The following is an 18,876-nucleotide window of genomic DNA, read 5'->3' as shown; positions in this document are numbered from 1 at the left end:
GGAGATGGGGGGTGCGCGCCGTGGTCGACGAACTGCGGACCGGCGGGCTCTCATGGACGAAGGAGCAGTTGGAGGCCCTTGGGGGGAGCCCGATGCGATGAAGCGGACCGCGCGCCGATGAGTTCCCCGCGCCGCGCCGGTCCTTACGCCGTACTCCACGGACGGAAGGCTGGACCATGCGGAAACTGATCTATGGCATGAACGTGACCCTGGACGGCTGCACCGCCGCGGCTGGCGACGACATCGGGTGGAGCGGACCGCCGAGCGACGAGCTGTTCCAGTGGTGGCTCGCCCACGAAAAGGCCAGTGGCCTGTCGCTGTACGGGCGCAAGCTGTGGGAGACGATGAGCTCCTACTGGCCGACCGGCGACCAGCAGCCAGGCGCCACCCCGGCGGAGATCGAGTTCGCGCGGAACTGGCGAGACACGCCGAAGGTGGTGTTCTCCTCGACGATCGACAAGGCAGGCTGGAACACCCGCCTGGTCACCGGCGACGCGATCGCCGAGATCACCCGGCTCAAGGCCGAGGACGGCGGCCCGATGACCATCGGCGGCGCGACGCTCGCCGGGACGGCGATGCGCGCCGGGCTGATCGACGAGTACGTGATCGCCGCCCATCCGGTCCTGGTGGGCGGCGGCACGCCGTTCTTCACCACGCTGGACAGCTGGGTGAACCTGAACCTGGTGGAGACGCGGACTTTCCCCGGCGGCGTGGTCCTGACCAGGTACGAGACGAGGCGCTGAGCAGCCACGCACCTCCAGCCCAACTGTGCCACGGGATTCGAGGCCCTACACCGCGCCGGTCAGGTCTGTGCCATGTCCACGAAGCGCGAGTAGTGGCCCTGGAAGGCGACCGTGATGGTGGCGGTGGGGCCGTTACGGTGCTTGGCGACGATCAGGTCGGCCTCACCGGCGCGGGGGGATTCCTTCTCGTAGGCGTCCTCGCGGTGCAGAAGGATGACCATGTCGGCGTCCTGCTCGATCGAGCCGGACTCACGCAGGTCGGAGACCATCGGCTTCTTGTCGGTGCGCTGTTCGGGGCCACGGTTCAGCTGGGACAGCGCGATGACCGGGATCTCCAGCTCCTTGGCGAGGAGCTTGAGGTTACGGGACATGTCCGAGACCTCCTGCTGGCGGCTCTCGGCGCGCTTGGAGCCGCCGGACTGCATCAGCTGGAGATAGTCGATGACGACGAGCTTCAGGTCGTTGCGCTGCTTCAGGCGGCGGCACTTGGCCCGGATCTCCATCATCGACAGGTTCGGGGAGTCGTCGATGTAGAGCGGGGCGGCGGAGACGTCCGGCATCCGGCGGGCGAGCCGGGTCCAGTCCTCGTCGGTCATGGTGCCGGACCGCATGTGGTGCAGCGCGACGCGGGCCTCGGCGGACAGCAGGCGCATCGCGATCTCGTTGCGCCCCATTTCGAGCGAGAAGATCACGCTCGGCAGGTTGTGCTTGATCGACGCGGCCCGCGCGAAGTCCAGTGCGAGCGTCGACTTACCCATCGCGGGGCGGGCCGCGATGACGATCATCTGACCGGGGTGCAGTCCGTTGGTGAGCGAGTCGAAGTCGGTGAACCCGGTGGGCACCCCGGTCATCTCGCCGCTGCGCGAGCCGATCGCCTCGATCTCGTCGAGCGCGCCCTCCATGATGTCGCCCAGCGGCAGATAGTCCTCGCTGGTGCGCTGCTCGGTGACGGCGTAGATCTCGGCCTGGGCGCTGTTGACGATCTCGTCGACGTCGCCGTCGGCCGCGTATCCCATCTGCGTGATCCGCGTGCCGGCCTCGACCAGGCGGCGCAGTACGGCGCGCTCGTGGACGATCTCCGCGTAGTACTCGGCGTTGGCCGCCGTCGGCACGGTCTGGACGAGGCTGTGCAGATACGCGGCGCCGCCGACCTTGTTGATCTCACCGCGCTTGGTGAGTTCCGCGGCGATGGTGATCGGGTCGGCCGGCTCGCCCTTGGCGTAGACGTCCAGGATCGCCTGGTAGATCGTCTCGTGCGCGGGCTTGTAGAAGTCGTGGCCCTTGAGGATCTCGACGACGTCGGCGATGGCGTCCTTGGACAGCAGCATGCCGCCGAGCACCGACTGCTCGGCGTCGAGGTCCTGCGGGGGCACCCGTTCGAAGGAGGAACCGCCGCCGTCCCAGCCGGAGTTGTCGCGGCCCCGGTCGTGCTGCTCGTCACGACCCCGGCCGCCCTCGGGTCGCCGACGGGAGGCCGGCAGACGATCACTGGGTCCGCTGTCGGCCCACGGATCGTCCAAGGGCTCGGAAATGCTCACCGAGCCACCTCCTCCCGTCACACGGCGGACCTCGCCGTGTCCTCTTTTGTACGGCACGACACTGACAAATCGAGAGGCCCAACTCCGCTCAAGGCGCGTCGGTTTTGTGCCGTTTCCGAAGCTCCGGAGGCATGGCCTGCCGGGGCCCGGAGAAGGAGCGGGCGCCGGACAACGGTAGGCCCCGCGGCACCGTCAGCCAATCTGGTTATCCACAGGCCATGTGGACGACGGCCCGGATGCTGTGGAGAACTCGCCGAAACCTGTGCACGACCCGGTGGACAGCCCTGTGAACAAGCCCTCGATCCCCATAACGTCACGTCTCTGACCTGCGGGTTCGGCGTCCACCGGCTGTGCAGAAGAAAAACTTTCCCGGTCGGACCAAGATCGGTTCGAACGGTGCGCGAGCAGACGGCGACCAGGATCATAAGTAAGGGTCACAGTGCAATTGCATCTCTTACCTGTGGACGATTACATTAGCGCCCATGACCCAGGCTCCCGAGATCCCCGAGGCCACCCGTCGGCGGCACGACCGAGAGATCGTCGCGCTGGCCGTCCCGGCCTTCGGCGCGCTCGTCGCCGAGCCTCTCTTCGTCATGGCGGACAGTGCCATTGTCGGCCACCTCGGTACCGCCCAGCTCGCCGGTCTCGGCGTCGCCTCCGCCCTCCTGACCACCGCCGTGAGCGTCTTCGTCTTCCTCGCCTACGCCACCACGGCCGCTGTCGCCCGCCGGGTGGGCGCGGGCGATCGCCAGGGTGCCATCCGTCAGGGCATGGACGGCATCTGGCTCGCGCTCCTGCTCGGGGTCGCCGTCATCGCCGTCGTCCTTCCCCTGGCGCCCCGCATCGTGGACCTCTTCGGCGCCTCCACCACGGCGGCCCCCTATGCCACGACCTATCTGCGCATCTCTTCCCTGGGCATCCCGGCCATGCTCATGGTGCTCGCCGCCACTGGAGTGCTCCGCGGTCTCCAGGACACCAAGACGCCGCTCTATGTCGCCGTCGCCGGATTCATCGCCAACGCCGCCCTCAACGTGGGCCTGGTCTACGGCGCCGGTCTGGGCATCGCCGGTTCCGCGTGGGGCACGGTCATCGCGCAGTGCACCATGGTGGCCGTCTATCTGACCGTGGTCGTACGCGGCGCCCGCCGGCACGGAGCGTCCCTGCGCCCGGATGCGGCCGGGATCCGGGCCTCGGCACAGGCCGGTGTCCCGCTCCTGGTCCGCACCCTGTCGCTGCGCGCGATCCTCATGATCGCCACCGCGGTCGCGGCCCGTCTCGGGGACGCGGACATCGCCGCCCACCAGATCATTCTGTCCCTGTGGAACCTGCTGGCCTTCGCGCTCGACGCCATCGCGATCGCGGGGCAGGCCATCATCGGCCGCTACCTCGGCGCGGACGACGCCGAGGGCGCCCGCGCGGCCTGCCGGCGGATGGTCCAGTGGGGCATCGCCACCGGGGTCGTACTCGGACTGCTGGTCGTCGCCGCCCGGCCGCTCCTCCTGCCGTTGTTCACCAGCGACCCGGCAGTCACGGCCACGGCGCTGCCCGCTCTGCTGGTGGTGGCGTTGTCGCAGCCCGTCTGCGGGATCGTCTTCGTCCTGGACGGGGTACTGATGGGCGCGGGCGACGGACCGTACCTGGCCGGGGCGATGCTGGTGACCCTGGCGGTGTTCGTACCGGCGGCCCTGCTCGTTCCGGCGCTGGGCGGCGGGCTGACCGCGGTCTGGGCCGCGATGACGCTGATGATGACCGTTCGTATGGCCACCCTCTGGTGGCGCAGCCGCTCGGGCCGCTGGCTCGTGACGGGCGCGACCCGCTGACCGGCACGAGCCGATGACCGACAGGGTCCGATGGCCGGCACGGTCCGCTGGCTGTTTCACGAAACATGCGCCGGGCGCCCCCCGGGACGCGCCGGGCATGGAAGAGGGGCCGTACCCGCGATGGGTACGGCCCCTCTCTCAGCTGCTCAGACCGAGCGCTGGGTCACGCCGAGACGACCTCGATGGCGACCTTGGCGGCCACCTCGGGGTGCAGACGCACGGACGTCTCGTGGGAGCCCAGGGTCTTGATCGGGGCGCCCAGCTCGATGCGGCGCTTGTCGACCTCGGGGCCACCGGAAGCCTTGATCGCGGACGCGATGTCGGCCGGGGTGACGGAACCGAAGAGACGACCGGCGTCGCCGGAGCGAACGGCCAGACGGACCTTCACGCCCTCGAGCTGGGCCTTGACCTGGTTGGCCTGCTCGATGGTCTGGATCTCGTGGATCTTGCGCGCACGACGGATCTGCGCGACGTCCTTCTCGCCACCCTTGGTCCAGCGGATAGCGAACTTCCGCGGGATCAGGTAGTTGCGAGCGTAGCCGTCCTTGACGTCGACAACGTCGCCGGCGGCACCGAGGCCGGAGACCTCGTGGGTGAGGATGATCTTCATGAGTCGGTCACCCTTCCCTTATCGCGCGGTGGACGTGTAGGGCAGCAGCGCCATCTCACGGCTGTTCTTCACGGCCGTGGCGACGTCACGCTGGTGCTGCGTGCAGTTGCCGGTCACGCGGCGGGCACGGATCTTGCCGCGGTCGGAAATGAACTTCCGCAGCATGTTCGTGTCCTTGTAGTCCACGTACGTGACCTTGTCCTTGCAGAAAGCGCAGACCTTCTTCTTAGGCTTGCGCACAGGCGGCTTCGCCATGGTGTCTCTCCTGTGTGATCAAGAAGTTTGGGATACGAGCCCTAGAAAGGAGGCTCGTCCGAGTAGCCGCCGCCACCGCTGCCGCCGGAGCCACCGCCCCAGCCGCCGCCACCCTGGTTGCCACCGGCGGGAGCGCCGGTCGCCCAGGGGTCGTCGGCGGGAGCGCCGCCCTGCTGACCGCCACCGGAGCCACCGCCCCAGCCGCCGCCCTGCTGGCCGCCACCGCCGCCGTAACCACCCTGGCCACCGCGGCCGCCGCCACCGCCGGAGGTCTTCGTGACCTTGGCCGTGGCGTTGCGCAGGCTGGGGCCGACCTCGTCGACATCCAGCTCGTAGACCGTGCGCTTGACGCCCTCACGGTCCTCGTAGGACCGCTGCTTCAGCCGGCCCTGCACGATCACGCGCATGCCTCGCTGGAGCGACTCGGCGACGTTTTCCGCCGCCTGGCGCCAGACCGAGCAGGTCAGGAACAGGCTCTCGCCGTCCTTCCACTCGTTGGTCTGGCGGTCGAAGGTGCGGGGAGTGGACGCGACGCGGAACTTCGCGACCGCCGCACCGGACGGGGTGAAGCGCAGCTCGGGGTCGTCGACAAGATTGCCGATGACCGTGATGACGGTCTCGCCTGCCATGGGGGAACCTCTCGGCGGGTTTGCTGCTGGCTGCTTGCTGCTACTCGAATCCCGGGATCAGCTGAGCCGGAGCTCAGTGCATCTCGGGACGGAGGACCTTGGTCCGGAGGACCGACTCGTTCAGGTTCATCTGACGGTCGAGTTCCTTGACGACCGCAGGCTCGGCCTGCAGGTCGATGACCGAGTAGATGCCCTCGGGCTTCTTCTTGATCTCGTAGGCGAGACGACGACGGCCCCAGGTGTCGACCTTCTCCACCTTGCCGCCGCCATCACGGACGACGGACATGAAGTTCTCGATCAGCGGGGAGACAGCACGCTCCTCGAGATCGGGGTCGAGGATGACCATCACCTCGTAGTGACGCATGTGGAACCCACCTCCTTTGGACTCAGCGGCCACGGTCGTTCCGTGGCAGGAGGGTCGAATGCGTTCGCAACGGTATCGGCCGGCACTGACAATCAGAGGTTTGCGCTGACGATCAGGGCTCCGCGAGGATTCCCCGCCGCGGATCCGGGCAGACACCGGTGCAGACGGTACAGACTACCCGCACACCCGCTTCCGGTTGAAATCCGGCCGTGAGGGCCGACAATCTGTACACGTCGGGTGTGTACGGCGCTACGATGCGCCGCCTTCCGCAGGAGGTGTCCCATGGCACAGGCTTTGCAGCCCAACACCGCCGGATCCCTGTTCGCCAGCGACGGCAAGACCCATCCGCTCCCGGACATCCTGATGGCCGTGACGCTGGTCCTGGGCCTGCTGTCCTTCATCACCTCGTTCTTCCCCGGCCTGCACCTGCTCACGTCCTGGGCCGGCCTGGTCGGCATCTTCACCGGCGCGTACGGGCAGTGGGTCTCGGTGACCACGCGCGAGCGCTTCGGACTGATCCTGGGCCTCGGCGCCTCGGGCGTCGGCCTGCTGATCGGCATGGCGCACGGCGGGCTGTTCGGCGGCCTCTTCTGACGACCCGGTTCCTCCCGGAGCGGCCTGTGCGAAGACGATCTCCGTGCGGGCCGTCCCGCGCGGGCGGCCCCTTCTAAGCCGTCCGCCCCATCGGGGCGCTCAGCGGGCGCAGTAGGCTTCGGCGCGAGAGCCGGAGCCCCTGTACCCATGGGGACACACCAGCCCGAGGAGCGCCCCGACATGAGCCTGACCCTGAGGACCATCAGCCGAGAGCAGCATCTGGCATTCATCCAGAGCCTGCCGTCGGCGAGCCACATGCAGGTCCCGGCCTGGGCCGACGTGAAGGCGGAGTGGCGCTCGGAGAGCCTCGGCTGGTTCGACGAGCGCACCGGTCACCTGGTCGGCGCGGGCCTGGTGCTCTACCGCCAGCTGCCCAAGATCAAGCGCTACCTCGCCTATCTGCCCGAGGGCCCGGTCATCAACTGGTTCGCGCCGAACCTCGACGACTGGATCCAGCCGATGCTCGCGCACCTGAAGCAGCAGGGCGCCTTCTCCGTGAAGATGGGCCCGCCGGTGATCATCCGGCGCTGGAACGCCGAGACGATCAAGAAGGGCATCCAGGACCCGGACGTCAAGCGCCTGCGCGACCTGGAGGCCGACTACATCGAGCCGCGCGCCTTCGAGGTCGCCGACAAGCTGCGCCGCATGGGCTGGCAGCAGGGCGAGGACGGCGGCGCGGGCTTCGGCGACGTCCAGCCGCGCTACGTCTACCAGGTGCCGCTGGCGAACCGCTCCCTGGAAGAGGTCCACAAGAACTTCAACCAGCTGTGGCGGCGCAACATCAAGAAGGCCGAGAAGGCCGGCGTCGAGGTCGTCCAGGGCGGCTACCAGGACCTCGCCGAGTGGCAGCGGCTGTACGAGATCACGGCCGTGCGTGACCACTTCCGGCCGCGCCCCCTGTCGTACTTCCAGCGTATGTGGACGGCCCTCAACACCGAGGACCCCAACCGCATGCGGCTGTACTTCGCCCGGCACAACGGCGTGAACCTGTCCGCGGCCACCATGCTGATCGTCGGCGGGCACGTCTGGTACTCCTACGGCGCCTCCGACAACATCGGCCGCGAGGTCCGGCCGTCGAACGCGATGCAGTGGCGCATGCTGCGCGACGCCTACGCGCTCGGGGCCACCGTCTACGACCTGCGCGGCATCTCCGACTCGCTGGACGAGTCGGACCACCTGTTCGGCCTGATCCAGTTCAAGGTCGGCACGGGCGGACAGGCCGCCGAGTACCTCGGCGAATGGGACTTCCCGCTGAACAAGCTGCTCCACAAGGCGCTCGACATCTACATGTCGCGCCGCTGAGCCGCCGACGTTTGATTCCATAGGGTGCACAGCACTCACACCCCCGATACACCTCAGCCACGAGAAAGGGTCCGGGTCCGGCCATGGCGCTCACGCTCTACGTCGACACCGCGCGCTGGCGGGCGCACCACAAGCACGTGCAGGAGCAGTTCCCGGGCCTGGTCCCGGTCTGCAAGGGCAACGGCTACGGCTTCGGGCACGAACGGCTCTCGGAGGAGGCCACCCGGCTCGGCTCGGACCTGCTCGCCGTCGGCACCACGTACGAGGCCGCGCGCATCAAGGACTACTTCGGCGGCGACCTGCTGGTGCTGACGCCCTACCGGCGCGGCGAGGAGCCGGTGCCGCTGCCCGACCGGGTCGTGCGTTCGGTCTCCTCGATCGACGGTGTGTACGGCCTGGTGGGCGCCCGTGTGGTCATCGAGGTGATGTCCTCGATGAAGCGGCACGGCATCAGCGAGCAGGACCTGCCGCAGCTGCACCAGGCCATAGAGAACGTGCGTCTGGAGGGCTTCGCCATCCATCTGCCGCTGGACCGCACCGACGGCTCGGACGCCGTCGAGGAGGTCATCGGCTGGATGGACCGGCTGCGCGCGGCCCGGCTGCCGCTGCACACGATGTTCGTCAGCCACCTCAAGGCCGACGAACTCGTCCGGCTCCAGCAGCAGTTCCCGCAGACCCGGTTCCGCGCCCGCATCGGCACGCGGCTGTGGCTGGGGGACCACGAGGCGACCCAGTACCGCGGTGCCGTCCTGGACGTCACGCGGGTGACCAAGGGCGACCGGTTCGGCTACCGGCAGCAGAAGGCGGCCTCCGACGGCTTCCTGGTGGTCGTGGCGGGCGGTACGTCGCACGGGGTGGGCCTGGAGGCCCCGAAGGCGCTGCACGGCGTCATGCCGCGTGCCAAGGGCGTCGCCCGCGCCGGTCTCGCCACGGTCAACCGGAACCTCTCCCCGTTCGTCTGGGGCGGCAAGCAGCGCTGGTTCGCCGAGCCGCCGCACATGCAGGTGTCGATCCTGTTCGTCCCCTCGGACGCCCCGGAGCCCAAGGTCGGCGACGAGCTGGTGGCCCATCTGCGGCACACCACCACGCAGTTCGACCGCATCGTGGACTGCTGACACCGGCCTCGCGGCCTGCCGGTCCACAGCGCCGGCCGACAACAGCGGGAAGGCCGTACACGGAGCTCCGTGTACGGCCTTCTTCATGCTCTCGGCTCCCGCCTCGGGACGAACCTGCGTGGACGGTTCAGCCGGGCTGTTCGCTCACAGCGAACAGCCCGGCGGGGACGCCGATTCCGGCCTGCCCCACTCCACCTGCGGCGCCTCGGGCCGGCCGGCGTGCAGGGGCGGCGGGGCCACCGCGGCGAACGCGAAGACGTCCTCCGCCCCGTCGAGCACCCCGCCCGAGGGGTCGTCGTCCCCGGACCGGCGCACCACGTCCCGCTCCGGCATCAGGATGTCGCGTACGACAAGAGCGCACAGGTACAGCGTGCCGAGCAGGTGCACCGCGATCGCCCACTGGTAGCCGTGTGTCGGCAGCCCCTTGTGGGCGTCTCCGCTGGTCGTGTAGGCGAGGTACATCCAGATGCCGAGGAAGTACGCCACCTCGCACGCCTGCCAGATCAGGAAGTCCCGCCACTTGGGCCGCGCGAGGGCCGCCAGCGGCACCAGCCAGAGCACGTACTGCGGCGAGTAGACCTTGTTGGTGAGGACGAAGACCGCCACGATCAGGAAGGCCAGCTGGGCGAAGCGCGGCCGGCGCGGGGCGGTGAACGTGAGCACGGCGATACCGAGGGAGCACAGCACCATCAGCACGGTGGCGGCGGTGTTCACGAAGTCGGTGCTGGGCGGGTGATCCGAGTTCTGGGACCAGATCAGCCAGAACGAGCCGAAGTCGACGCCCCGGTCATGGCTGAACGAGTAGAACTTCGACCAGCCGGGATAGGCGAACAGCATCACCGGCAGGTTCACCACCAGCCAGGCGACCACCGTTCCCGCCACGGCCTGTCCGTACTCCCGCCATCGGCCGGCCCGCCAGCACAGCACGAGCAGCGGACCGAGCAGGAGCACCGGGTAGAGCTTGGCGGCCGTGGCGAGCCCCAGGAGGACGCCGAAGGCGACCGGGCGGCTGCGGGACCACATCAGCATCGCGGCGGCCGTCAGCGCCACCGCCAGCAGGTCCCAGTTGACGGTGGCGGTCAGCACCGCGGCGGGCGCCAGGGCGACCAGCAGGCCGTCCCAGGGGCGCCGCCGGTGGGTACGGGCCACGCAGACGGCGAGCACGGCCGTACAGACCATCAGCAGCGCGGCGTTGACGAACCAGTACCACTGCTCCTGGTGCTGGATGCCGCCGCTGTGCGGGGTCAGCCACGAGGCCACCTGCATGAACACACCGGTCAGTACGGGGTACTCCAGATACCCCATGCCGCCGGAGAGATCGTCTGGGAGCCGGTCGAAGTAGGGCACGAGGTGATCGGCGAAGCCGCGGCCCTGGTAGAGGTGCGGGATATCGGAGTAGCAGGCCTTGGTGTACTGGGAGCTGGCGCCGAAGAACCAGGCGCTGTGGTAGCACGGCGCCTTCTGGACCAGGCCCAGGGCGAACATGCCGATCGCCACGAGTGCGACGACCCTCACGGGCGTCCACCAGGAGGTTCCGAGCAGGGCGTACCGCCCGATGGGGCCTCCGACCAGCTCACTGCCGGCCGCGGCGACCTCGTCCTCCCTGGTCGGCCGCACCGGTTCCGGTTCCGGTGGGGCGGGCCGCTCCGGCTCGGGCTCGTACACGCCCGGAGGTGTCGTCTCTGCGCTGGGCATGCCCCACATCCTGCCGTACCAGTCCATGAAAACGCGGAGGGCCGCCGCACCCGGTGAGTGCGGCGGCCCATGTTTCACGTGAAACAGGCACGGCGGGCGATCCGGCCGCCAATCGGTCGGACCGATCGGGCTAGCCCGTCGCGCCTCCCCAGAGGGTGCCTCCGTTCCCGTTGCCGTTGCCGTTCCCGTTGCCGCGGGTGCCTCCGTCGGTGCCGGGGTCGGTGGACGTCGAGGGCGACGGCCCGCCGTCCACGCCTCCGGTGCCGTCCCCGCCGTTGCCATTGCCGTTGGCGCCGCCGTTGCCGTTGCCGCCGTCGGTGCAGCCGAAGAAGCCACAGCTCTGGCTGTTCGACGGGCTGGGGGAGGTGCTGGGGCTCGATGACGGGCTCGTCGACGGGCTGGTGGACGGGCTCGGCTCAATCGACGGGGACGGCGACGGGCTCGGCTCGGCGTTCACGACCTGGCCGATGGGCTGGGGGATCGGGAAGCTCAGCGCCGGCTGCCCCTGAAGCGCCTGGGTCATGTAGTCGTGGAAGATCTCCGACGGGAACGAGGCGCCGTGGATCTGCTTCTGGCCACCCGTTCCGTACATCTGCAGGAACGTGCGCTGTTTGTTATTCGCGTTGTCGTCCAGGCGGAACATGCTGATCGCGGTGGACAGCTGCGGGGTGTAGCCGACGAACCAGGCCGACTTGTTGCCGTCGGTGGTACCGGTCTTGCCGGCCACCTCGCGGCCCGGCAGCTGGGCGTTGGTGCCCGTGCCCTTGTCGACCACGGTCCGCAGGACGTCGGTGACGTTGTTCGCCACGTTCGCCGGGTAGGCCTCCTTCGGCTTCACCTCGTGCGTGTAGACGACCCCGTCCTTGCTCTCGACCTTCTCGACCGAGTACGGGTCGTTCTGCTTGCCGCTGTTGGCGAAGGTGCCATAGGCGCCGGCCATGCGGATGGCGCTCGGGTCGGAGGTGCCGATCGAGAAGGACGGGTAGTTGGAGCTGGCCAGGCTGCCCTTGAGCAGGCCCGCGGACAGCGCCGACTGTTCGACCTTGTCCAGGCCCACGTCCATGCCGAGCTGCACATAGGCGGAGTTCACCGAGAACTGCATCGCCTCACGAAGGTCGATCTTGTAGTCCGGTGGGCTGCCGACGGAGTCATCGCCGTCGTTGGTCTGCAACCACTCCTTGCCGTCCTTGTCCGTCCAGACGGTGTGGTCGTACTTCTCGATCTTGAGCCCGTTCTTGCCGCTGTACAGGCTCTTGGGAGAGGCGATCGTGCGCTGGTCCAGGCCCTGGTCCGGCGGCCCGTGCGGGTCGCGCACACCCCACTTCATCGCGGCTGCCAGCACGAAGGGCTTGAAGGTCGAACCCACCTGGGCGCCGGTCGAGTCGGCGTTGTCGGTGAAGTGCTTGGTCGCGTCCTCACCACCGTAGATGGCCTTGATGGCACCCGACGACGGGTCGACCGAGGCGCCGCCGAACTGGACGTAGGTGTCGTACTTCGGACGTTCCTTGGGCTTGATGTTCGCCTTCTGGACCTTCTTGATGGCGGCTTCCAGCGCGTTGACCTTCTTCTTGTCGAAGGTCGTGTGGATCCGGTAGCCACCCTTCTGCAGATCGTCCGCGGTGATGTGCGTCTTGTCGCTGTTGTTGATCAGGTACGACTTGGCGAGGTCGACCAGGTAACCGATCTGGCCGCTGAGCCGACTGTTCGACCGCGGGTTCTGCGAGGGGGGGAGCGTCGTGTATTTGGCACGCTCGGCGGCGCTCAAGTGGCCGTACTTGACCATCTTGTCGAGGGTGTCCTGCATCTGTGCCAGAGCGCGCTTCTTGTTCGCCTCGGCCGTGGCGGCGGGGTCGAGCGAGGTCGCGCCGGCCGGGTCGTAGTAGGTGGCGCCCTTCAGCATCGCCGCGAGGAAGGCGCACTGACCCGGATTGAGGTCCTTGGCGTCGATGTTGAAGTACGCGCGCGAGGCCGCCTGGATGCCGTAGGCGCCGCGGCCGAAGTACGCCGAGTTCAGATAACCGGCCATGATCTTCGGCTTGGGCACCGTGGCACCCACCTTGATCGCGACGAAGATCTCCTTGAACTTCCGGGAGAGCGTCTGCGACTGGTCGTCGAGCATGGCGTTCTTGACGTACTGCTGGGTGATCGTCGAACCACCCTGGGTCTGACCGCCGCGCGCCATGTTGAAGAGCGCGCGGGCGATGCCGTTCGGGTCCACGCCGCTGTCGGTCTCGAAGGTCTTGTTCTCCTGGGAGATGACGGCGTAGCGCATCTCCTTGGGAATGTCCTCGTAGTTGATGATCTGACGGTTGATCTCACCGCCGGTCGCGACCATCACCGATCCGTCGGACCAGTAGTAGACGTTGTTCTGCGCCTGCGCGGTCTTGGCCACGTCGGGGACGCTCACCATCGCGTACCCGATGCCGGCGACAGCCACCAGACAGCCGATGAAGCCGATGAACATGCCCGACACGAGCTTCCAGGACGGCACCCAACGGCGCCATCCGTACTTGCCCGTGCGGGGATAGTCGATGATCCGCTTCTTGCCGGGCGGAGCTGTGCGCCCCCGGCCGCGTCCGGGTCCGGACGGGCCGCCCGGACCGCCGCGGCGGCCCCCGGGTTCGGATCTGCGGCGTCCGCCACCGCTCTTCTGGGCCGCGCGCCGGGCCTCGGCACGGCCGCCGTACGACCGCCCCTCGTCTCCCGGAGAGTCGGCAGGCGATCCGCTGGCGCCTCGCGGTGCCGCGCGGCGGCCGGGGGACGAACCGGGCTGGCCGCGTCGGGCCGCGGCACGTCCGCCTCCCTGCGGCTGCGGCGGTTTGCGACGGTGCTCGCTCATCGAACGATTACTCCTCGGGCAGGCGCACCCTTGCGCGCCTGGACTGGCGGCTGGTTTCCGGTCCCCCCGACGTACGGATGTGGTCGGTCGCGCATTTCACCCGTACTGCACCGGGGACGACGACGCTCCCCAGGCGTCGCATGGTTCCCGGTGGTCTGCATGCCGCACAGACTACGCACCGCCAAAACCCGCCGAGCCCCGAAGTTCACCGCAAACCAGGCAAGTTGCATCCTACGAATCGGTTATGTGATCCCGTTCACCACCGTCCCTCTTGTCGCATGCGGGACACCGTTCTATCGTCGTGATGTATCGAGTCGATACATCAGCGCGAGATAAAGACGCTGAGAAGGCACTGGGAGACCTGCGGTGGGAGCCGTGGGCCGGGAGGAGGCGATGATGAGCCGGCGCTCCGGCATCCTCGAGTTCGCCGTGCTCGGCCTGCTGCGCGAGTCCCCTATGCACGGTTACGAGCTGCGTAAACGACTCAACACGTCCCTGGGTGTGTTCCGCGCTTTCAGCTACGGGACCCTGTACCCCTGCCTCAAGACGCTGGTCATGAACGGCTGGTTGACGGAGGAACCGGGCAACACCCACGAGGACGCCCTCGCCGCTCCCCTCGCCGGACGCCGCGCCAAGATCGTCTACCGGTTGACGGCGGAAGGTAAGGAGCACTTCGAGGAACTGCTCTCGCAGACCGGTCCTGACGCGTACGAGGACGAGCACTTCGCCGCACGGTTCGCCTTCTTCGGGCAGACCTCCCGCGATGTGCGCATGCGCGTGCTGGAGGGCCGGCGCAGCCGGCTGGAGGAGCGCCTGGAGAAGATGCGCGCCTCCCTGACCCGGACGCGGGAGCGCCTGGACGACTACACACTCGAGCTCCAGCGCCACGGGATGGAGTCCGTGGAGCGCGAAGTGCGCTGGCTGAACGAGCTCATCGAGAGCGAGCGAGCCGGACGCGACCTGAGAAGTTCCGCGTCCGGGGGGCCCGCTCAACAGGACAACACCACTGGATCGACGGGCGGCCTGCCCCGTCGCGGGAGCACTTCCCGGACGGATACGCCCGGCGACACCGCCACGTGAGTCCCAGTCAGGGCCTCACTCGTACACACAGGGAGCAACCGGAATGGGTTCGGTTCGCGTAGCCATCGTCGGCGTGGGCAACTGCGCCGCGTCGCTGGTGCAGGGAGTCGAGTACTACAAGGACGCCGACCCGGCGGCCAAGGTCCCCGGCCTGATGCACGTGCAGTTCGGTGACTATCACGTGCGCGACATCGAGTTCGTGGCCGCGTTCGACGTGGACGCCAAGAAGGTCGGCCTCGACCTCGCGGACGCGATCGGCGCCTCCGAGAACAACACCATCAAGATCTGCGACGTGCCGAACAGCGGCGTCACCGTGCAGCGCGGTCACACCCTCGACGGTCTGGGCAAGTACTACCGCCAGACGATCGAGGAGTCGGAGGCTGAGCCGGTCGACGTCGTCCAGGTCCTGAAGGACAAGCAGGTCGACGTTCTGGTCTGCTACCTGCCGGTCGGCTCCGAGGACGCGGCGAAGTTCTACGCCCAGTGCGCCATCGACGCCAAGGTCGCCTTCGTCAACGCCCTTCCGGTCTTCATCGCCGGTACCAAGGAGTGGGCGGACAAGTTCACCGAGGCCGGTGTGCCGATCGTCGGTGACGACATCAAGTCCCAGGTCGGCGCCACCATCACGCACCGCGTCATGGCGAAGCTGTTCGAGGACCGCGGCGTCATCCTGGACCGCACGATGCAGCTGAACGTCGGCGGCAACATGGACTTCAAGAACATGCTCGAGCGCGAGCGCCTGGAGTCCAAGAAGATCTCCAAGACGCAGGCCGTCACCTCCCAGATCCCCGACCGGGACCTCGGTGAGAAGAACGTCCACATCGGCCCGTCCGACTACGTGGCCTGGCTGGACGACCGCAAGTGGGCCTACGTCCGCCTCGAGGGCCGCGCCTTCGGTGACGTCCCGCTGAACCTGGAGTACAAGCTCGAGGTCTGGGACTCCCCGAACTCCGCGGGTGTCATCATCGACGCCCTGCGCGCCGCGAAGATCGCCAAGGACCGCGGCATCGGCGGCCCGATCCTCTCCGCGTCCTCGTACTTCATGAAGTCCCCGCCGGTGCAGTACTTCGACGACGAGGCCCGCGAGAACGTCGAGAAGTTCATCCGCGGCGACGTCGAGCGCTAGTCCGGCACGGCGCAGGGCGCTCAAGCGCTGCGCGGCGCAGGGCGCTCAAGCTCGGCACCGCCTGACGGCGTGGCGCGCCGGCTCCTCGGAGCAGGGCGCGCCACGGGGAACGGCTCGTACAAAATCGCTCCTGCCAGGGCTGTGAAGGTCCCCGGGTCCCGGCCCGGGGACCTTCCGCATGTGTGAGGCTGTGCCCCATGCCCGTCGTCCGTGATCTGCGCGTCCTGCTGCGCCTGCGGTACTTCCGGCGCCTGCTGTACGTCCGTCTGCTGTCCCAGGGCGCCGACGGCGTCAACCAGGTCGCGCTCGCCGCCTACGTGGTCTTCTCCCCGGAGAAGCAGACCTCGGCGGCCGCGATCGCCTCGGCGATGGCGGTGCTGCTGCTCCCCTACTCACTCGTCGGCCCCTTCGCGGGTGTCCTGCTGGACCGCTGGCGGCGCCGCCAGGTGTTCGTCCACGGCAATCTGCTGCGCGCCCTGCTGGCCGTCGGCACCGCCGCGCTGATGGCGGGCGATGTCCCCGCCTGGCTCTTTTACGCCTCCGCGCTGTGCGTCACGGCCGTCAACCGCTTCATCCTCGCCGGGCTGTCCGCGGCCCTGCCCCGCGTGGTCGACGCCGAGCGGCTGGTGATCGCCAACTCCCTGTCCCCGACGGCCGGCACCCTCGCCGCGACGGCCGGGGGCGGACTCGCCTTCGGGGTACGGCTGCTGTCCTCAGGCTCCGACGCCGCGGTGGTGCTGCTGGGCGCCCTGCTGTATCTCTGCGCGGGACTGGTCTCCCTGAGCATGGCGCCCGCCCTGCTCGGCCCCGACCGGCAGCAGCTGCAACCGCACCTCATGACCGCGCTCGCCGACACGGCACGCGATCTGCTCGCCGCCATCCGGCATCTGGCCGCCCCGCGGCGCAGGGAGGCGGCCTGGGCGCTGGCCTCGATGACGCTGATGCGCTTCTGCTACGGCGCGCTACTCGTCCTGCTGCTCATGCTGTGCCGCTACACCCTCGCGTCCGGCCCCGAGGAAGGGCTGCGGCTGCTCGGTCTGGCGCTGGCCCTGTCCGGTGCCGGGTTCTTCGTGGCGGCGGCGGTCACCCCCTGGGTGGCGGGACGACTGGGGCCGCTCCGTTGGATCGTGGTGTGCTCGGCGGCGGCCGCGGTGCTGGAGCCCGCGCTCGGTCTGCCGTTTGCCACCGCACCGCTGCTCGTCGCCGCCTTCGTGCTGGGACTGATCAGCCAGGGCGCCAAGATCGCCACCGACACCATCGTCCAGTCCTGCGTGGACGACGGCTTTCGCGGGCGGATCTTCTCCGTCTACGACGTCCTCTTCAACGTGGCCTTCGTCGGCGCGGCCGGTGTGGCGGCCCTGATGCTTCCGCCGGACGGCAGATCCCCGCTGCTGGTCATGCTGGCCGCCGTGATCTATGCGTTCGTCGCCGCGCTGCTGACGTACGTCGAACGGCCACTCCGGGGAGCGGGGAGACGGAAAGAGGGTCGATGTTTCACGTGAAACATCGACCCTCGGCGCGGTCGGCCCGGCGTATGTTTCACGTGAAACATACGCCGGGCCGATCCCCTCACTCCTGTCCGGCCCACCACTCCTTGAGCGCAGCCACCGCGGCGTCGTGCTCCATCGGGCCGTTCTCCAGCCGCAGCTCCAGCAGGTGCTTGTACGCCTTGCCGATCACCGGGCCGGGAGCGACGCCCAGGATCTCCATGATCTGGTTGCCGTCGAGGTCCGGGCGGATCGAGTCCAGCTCCTCCTGCTCCTGGAGCTGGGCGATGCGTTCCTCCAGGCCGTCGTAGGCCCGCGACAGCGCGGCCGCCTTCCGCTTGTTGCGGGTGGTGCAGTCGGAGCGGGTCAGCTTGTGCAGGCGGTCCAGCAGCGGACCCGCGTCACGGACGTAGCGGCGGACCGCTGAATCCGTCCACTCCCCGGTGCCATAGCCGTGGAAGCGCAGATGCAGTTCGACCAGCCGGGAGACGTCCTTCACCAGCTCGTTGGAGTACTTCAGAGCGGTCATGCGCTTCTTGGTCATCTTGGCGCCGACCACCTCGTGGTGGTGGAAGGAGACCCGGCCGTCCTTCTCGAAGCGGCGCGTGCGCGGCTTGCCGATGTCGTGCAGCAGCGCGGCCAGCCGCAGCGTGAGGTCGGGGCCGTTCTCCTCCAGCGCGATCGCCTGCTCCAGAACGATCAGCGTGTGCTCGTAGACGTCCTTGTGCCGGTGGTGCTCGTCGCTCTCCAGGCGCAGGGCCGGCAGCTCGGGCAGCACCTGGGCGGCGAGCCCGGTGTCGACGAGCAGGGTCAGCCCCTTGCGCGGGTGGTCGGAGAGGATGAGCTTGTTCAGCTCATCCCGGACCCGCTCCGCCGAGACGATCTCGATGCGCCCGGCCATGTCCGTCATGGCGGCGACGACCTCGGGGGCGACCTCGAAGTCCAGCTGGGCTGCGAACCGGGCGGCCCGCATCATCCGCAGCGGGTCGTCCGAGAAGGACTCCTCCGGCGTGCCCGGCGTCCGCAGCACACGGGCCGCGAGGTCCGCCAGGCCGTCGTGCGGATCGATGAACTCCTTCTCCGGCAGGGCCACGGCCATCGCGTTGACCGTGAAGTCCCGGCGGACCAGATCCTGCTCGATGGAGTCGCCGTAGGACACCTCGGGCTTGCGCGAGGTGCGGTCGTACGCCTCCGACCGATAGGTCGTGATCTCGATCTGGAAGGTCATGCCGGTGTCCCCGACCCGTGCGCTCTTGTGCGCGCCGACGGTACCGAAGGCGATCCCCACCTCCCAGACCGCGTCGGCCCACGGCCGGACGATCTTCAGCACGTCCTCGGGACGGGCATCGGTGGTGAAGTCCAGATCATTGCCGAGCCGGCCGAGCAGTGCGTCGCGCACCGACCCGCCGACCAGGGCGAGGGAGAACCCCGCCTCCCGGAATCGGCGGGCGAGATCGTCGGCGACCGGCGCCACCCGCAGCAGCTCGGTGACCGCGCGCTGCTGCGCCTGGCTCAGGGCGGAGGGAGTGTCTTCGTTGGGATTCGGCACAACAGAAGAGGGTACGTGCCCCGGACGCTCCGGGGCGCCCCCATTCGGGCCGGGGCCCGGCCGCAGCGGTTCCCGGACGGCTTCCGGCATACCCGTGCAAGCGCAGCTCTTGCGGCGTACGGACACTCTC

General features: G+C 68.7%; 16 protein-coding genes. 8 read left to right on the top strand and 8 right to left on the bottom strand.

The features are described from left to right. Positions 1 to 176: 176 nt before the first annotated feature. Positions 177 to 743, top strand: coding sequence for a dihydrofolate reductase family protein (locus tag ACE4Q9_RS16965; RefSeq protein ID WP_397985072.1), 567 nt, complete (start codon positions 177 to 179; stop codon positions 741 to 743). 59 nt (positions 744 to 802) lie between these two features. Here ACE4Q9_RS16965 and dnaB read toward each other — a convergent pair whose 3' ends face one another. Then, positions 803 to 2,281: a replicative DNA helicase gene (dnaB, locus tag ACE4Q9_RS16960; RefSeq protein ID WP_397985071.1), complete on the bottom strand. Its 1,479-nt coding sequence runs from the start codon at positions 2,279 to 2,281 to the stop codon at positions 803 to 805. 482 nt (positions 2,282 to 2,763) lie between these two features. On the opposite strand from dnaB, the gene ACE4Q9_RS16955 reads away from it, so the two are divergent. Next, positions 2,764 to 4,101: an MATE family efflux transporter gene (locus tag ACE4Q9_RS16955; protein ID WP_397985070.1), complete on the top strand. Its 1,338-nt coding sequence runs from the start codon at positions 2,764 to 2,766 to the stop codon at positions 4,099 to 4,101. A gap of 163 nt (positions 4,102 to 4,264) precedes the next feature. Here ACE4Q9_RS16955 and rplI read toward each other — a convergent pair whose 3' ends face one another. The 4 genes from rplI to rpsF form a co-directional block, all read right to left on the bottom strand. Further along, on the bottom strand, positions 4,265 to 4,711 hold the full coding sequence (rplI, locus tag ACE4Q9_RS16950) for a 50S ribosomal protein L9 (protein WP_397985069.1): 447 nt from the start codon (positions 4,709 to 4,711) through the stop codon (positions 4,265 to 4,267). Between the two features lie 18 nt (positions 4,712 to 4,729). After that, on the bottom strand, positions 4,730 to 4,966 hold the full coding sequence (rpsR, locus tag ACE4Q9_RS16945) for a 30S ribosomal protein S18 (RefSeq protein WP_003949403.1): 237 nt from the start codon (positions 4,964 to 4,966) through the stop codon (positions 4,730 to 4,732). Positions 4,967 to 5,007: 41 nt separating this feature from the next. Continuing rightward, positions 5,008 to 5,595, bottom strand: coding sequence for a single-stranded DNA-binding protein (locus tag ACE4Q9_RS16940; protein WP_397985068.1), 588 nt, complete (start codon positions 5,593 to 5,595; stop codon positions 5,008 to 5,010). A 73-nt stretch (positions 5,596 to 5,668) separates the two neighbouring features. Further along, positions 5,669 to 5,959 (bottom strand): 30S ribosomal protein S6, encoded by a 291-nt coding sequence (gene rpsF, locus ACE4Q9_RS16935; protein ID WP_037650441.1) that lies wholly within the window; start codon positions 5,957 to 5,959, stop codon positions 5,669 to 5,671. Positions 5,960 to 6,241: 282 nt separating this feature from the next. Between rpsF and ACE4Q9_RS16930 the strand changes: the two genes are divergently transcribed. The 3 genes from ACE4Q9_RS16930 (at position 6,242) to ACE4Q9_RS16920 (ending at position 8,970) form a co-directional block, all read left to right on the top strand. Continuing rightward, positions 6,242 to 6,553 carry a hypothetical protein gene (locus tag ACE4Q9_RS16930; RefSeq protein ID WP_397985067.1) on the top strand — a complete coding sequence of 104 codons (312 nt, stop codon included), beginning with the start codon at positions 6,242 to 6,244 and terminating at the stop codon, positions 6,551 to 6,553. A gap of 180 nt (positions 6,554 to 6,733) precedes the next feature. Further along, entirely contained in the window at positions 6,734 to 7,855 is a 1,122-nt protein-coding gene (gene femX, locus ACE4Q9_RS16925) for a peptidoglycan bridge formation glycyltransferase FemX (protein ID WP_397985066.1), read from the top strand. A gap of 83 nt (positions 7,856 to 7,938) precedes the next feature. Further along, positions 7,939 to 8,970 carry an alanine racemase gene (locus ACE4Q9_RS16920; protein WP_397985065.1) on the top strand — a complete coding sequence of 344 codons (1,032 nt, stop codon included), beginning with the start codon at positions 7,939 to 7,941 and terminating at the stop codon, positions 8,968 to 8,970. A gap of 144 nt (positions 8,971 to 9,114) precedes the next feature. Here ACE4Q9_RS16920 and ACE4Q9_RS16915 read toward each other — a convergent pair whose 3' ends face one another. After that, positions 9,115 to 10,665 carry a glycosyltransferase family 87 protein gene (locus ACE4Q9_RS16915; RefSeq protein WP_397985064.1) on the bottom strand — a complete coding sequence of 517 codons (1,551 nt, stop codon included), beginning with the start codon at positions 10,663 to 10,665 and terminating at the stop codon, positions 9,115 to 9,117. 130 nt (positions 10,666 to 10,795) lie between these two features. Next, positions 10,796 to 13,504, bottom strand: coding sequence for a transglycosylase domain-containing protein (locus ACE4Q9_RS16910; RefSeq protein ID WP_397985063.1), 2,709 nt, complete (start codon positions 13,502 to 13,504; stop codon positions 10,796 to 10,798). 396 nt (positions 13,505 to 13,900) lie between these two features. On the opposite strand from ACE4Q9_RS16910, the gene ACE4Q9_RS16905 reads away from it, so the two are divergent. From ACE4Q9_RS16905 to ACE4Q9_RS16895, 3 genes are all read left to right on the top strand, one after another. Then, entirely contained in the window at positions 13,901 to 14,584 is a 684-nt protein-coding gene (locus ACE4Q9_RS16905) for a PadR family transcriptional regulator (protein ID WP_397987243.1), read from the top strand. A gap of 43 nt (positions 14,585 to 14,627) precedes the next feature. Beyond that, positions 14,628 to 15,710, top strand: a complete 1,083-nt coding sequence (locus tag ACE4Q9_RS16900) for an inositol-3-phosphate synthase (protein ID WP_397985062.1) — start codon at positions 14,628 to 14,630, stop codon at positions 15,708 to 15,710. A 197-nt stretch (positions 15,711 to 15,907) separates the two neighbouring features. After that, complete coding sequence (locus tag ACE4Q9_RS16895) at positions 15,908 to 17,212, top strand: MFS transporter (protein ID WP_397985061.1); 1,305 nt, start codon at positions 15,908 to 15,910, stop codon at positions 17,210 to 17,212. A gap of 67 nt (positions 17,213 to 17,279) precedes the next feature. Here ACE4Q9_RS16895 and ACE4Q9_RS16890 read toward each other — a convergent pair whose 3' ends face one another. Further along, a complete protein-coding gene (locus tag ACE4Q9_RS16890; protein WP_397985060.1) occupies positions 17,280 to 18,746 on the bottom strand; it encodes a CCA tRNA nucleotidyltransferase in 1,467 nt (488 codons plus the stop codon). Between the last annotated feature and the right edge of the window lie 130 nt (positions 18,747 to 18,876).

This window comes from Streptomyces sp. AM6-12, assembly GCF_044327085.1.
GTDB lineage: Bacteria > Actinomycetota > Actinomycetes > Streptomycetales > Streptomycetaceae > Streptomyces.
Note: the sequence above shows the minus strand (reverse complement) of the source record. Positions and strands in the feature narration are given on the sequence as shown.

What these genes read in the sequence shown, in the direction of transcription:
- ACE4Q9_RS16915 (WP_397985064.1), bottom strand. Translation starts at nt 10,665, where the DNA reads ATGCCCAGCGCAGAGACGACACCTCCGGGCGTGTACGAGCCCGAGCCG.
- ACE4Q9_RS16895 (WP_397985061.1), top strand. Translation starts at nt 15,908, where the DNA reads ATGCCCGTCGTCCGTGATCTGCGCGTCCTGCTGCGCCTGCGGTACTTC.
- femX (WP_397985066.1), top strand. Translation starts at nt 6,734, where the DNA reads ATGAGCCTGACCCTGAGGACCATCAGCCGAGAGCAGCATCTGGCATTC.
- ACE4Q9_RS16940 (WP_397985068.1), bottom strand. Translation starts at nt 5,595, where the DNA reads ATGGCAGGCGAGACCGTCATCACGGTCATCGGCAATCTTGTCGACGAC.
- ACE4Q9_RS16930 (WP_397985067.1), top strand. Translation starts at nt 6,242, where the DNA reads ATGGCACAGGCTTTGCAGCCCAACACCGCCGGATCCCTGTTCGCCAGC.
- ACE4Q9_RS16905 (WP_397987243.1), top strand. Translation starts at nt 13,901, where the DNA reads ATGAGCCGGCGCTCCGGCATCCTCGAGTTCGCCGTGCTCGGCCTGCTG.
- ACE4Q9_RS16900 (WP_397985062.1), top strand. Translation starts at nt 14,628, where the DNA reads ATGGGTTCGGTTCGCGTAGCCATCGTCGGCGTGGGCAACTGCGCCGCG.
- rplI (WP_397985069.1), bottom strand. Translation starts at nt 4,711, where the DNA reads ATGAAGATCATCCTCACCCACGAGGTCTCCGGCCTCGGTGCCGCCGGC.
- ACE4Q9_RS16920 (WP_397985065.1), top strand. Translation starts at nt 7,939, where the DNA reads ATGGCGCTCACGCTCTACGTCGACACCGCGCGCTGGCGGGCGCACCAC.
- rpsR (WP_003949403.1), bottom strand. Translation starts at nt 4,966, where the DNA reads ATGGCGAAGCCGCCTGTGCGCAAGCCTAAGAAGAAGGTCTGCGCTTTC.
- rpsF (WP_037650441.1), bottom strand. Translation starts at nt 5,959, where the DNA reads ATGCGTCACTACGAGGTGATGGTCATCCTCGACCCCGATCTCGAGGAG.
- ACE4Q9_RS16910 (WP_397985063.1), bottom strand. Translation starts at nt 13,504, where the DNA reads ATGAGCGAGCACCGTCGCAAACCGCCGCAGCCGCAGGGAGGCGGACGT.
- ACE4Q9_RS16965 (WP_397985072.1), top strand. Translation starts at nt 177, where the DNA reads ATGCGGAAACTGATCTATGGCATGAACGTGACCCTGGACGGCTGCACC.
- ACE4Q9_RS16955 (WP_397985070.1), top strand. Translation starts at nt 2,764, where the DNA reads ATGACCCAGGCTCCCGAGATCCCCGAGGCCACCCGTCGGCGGCACGAC.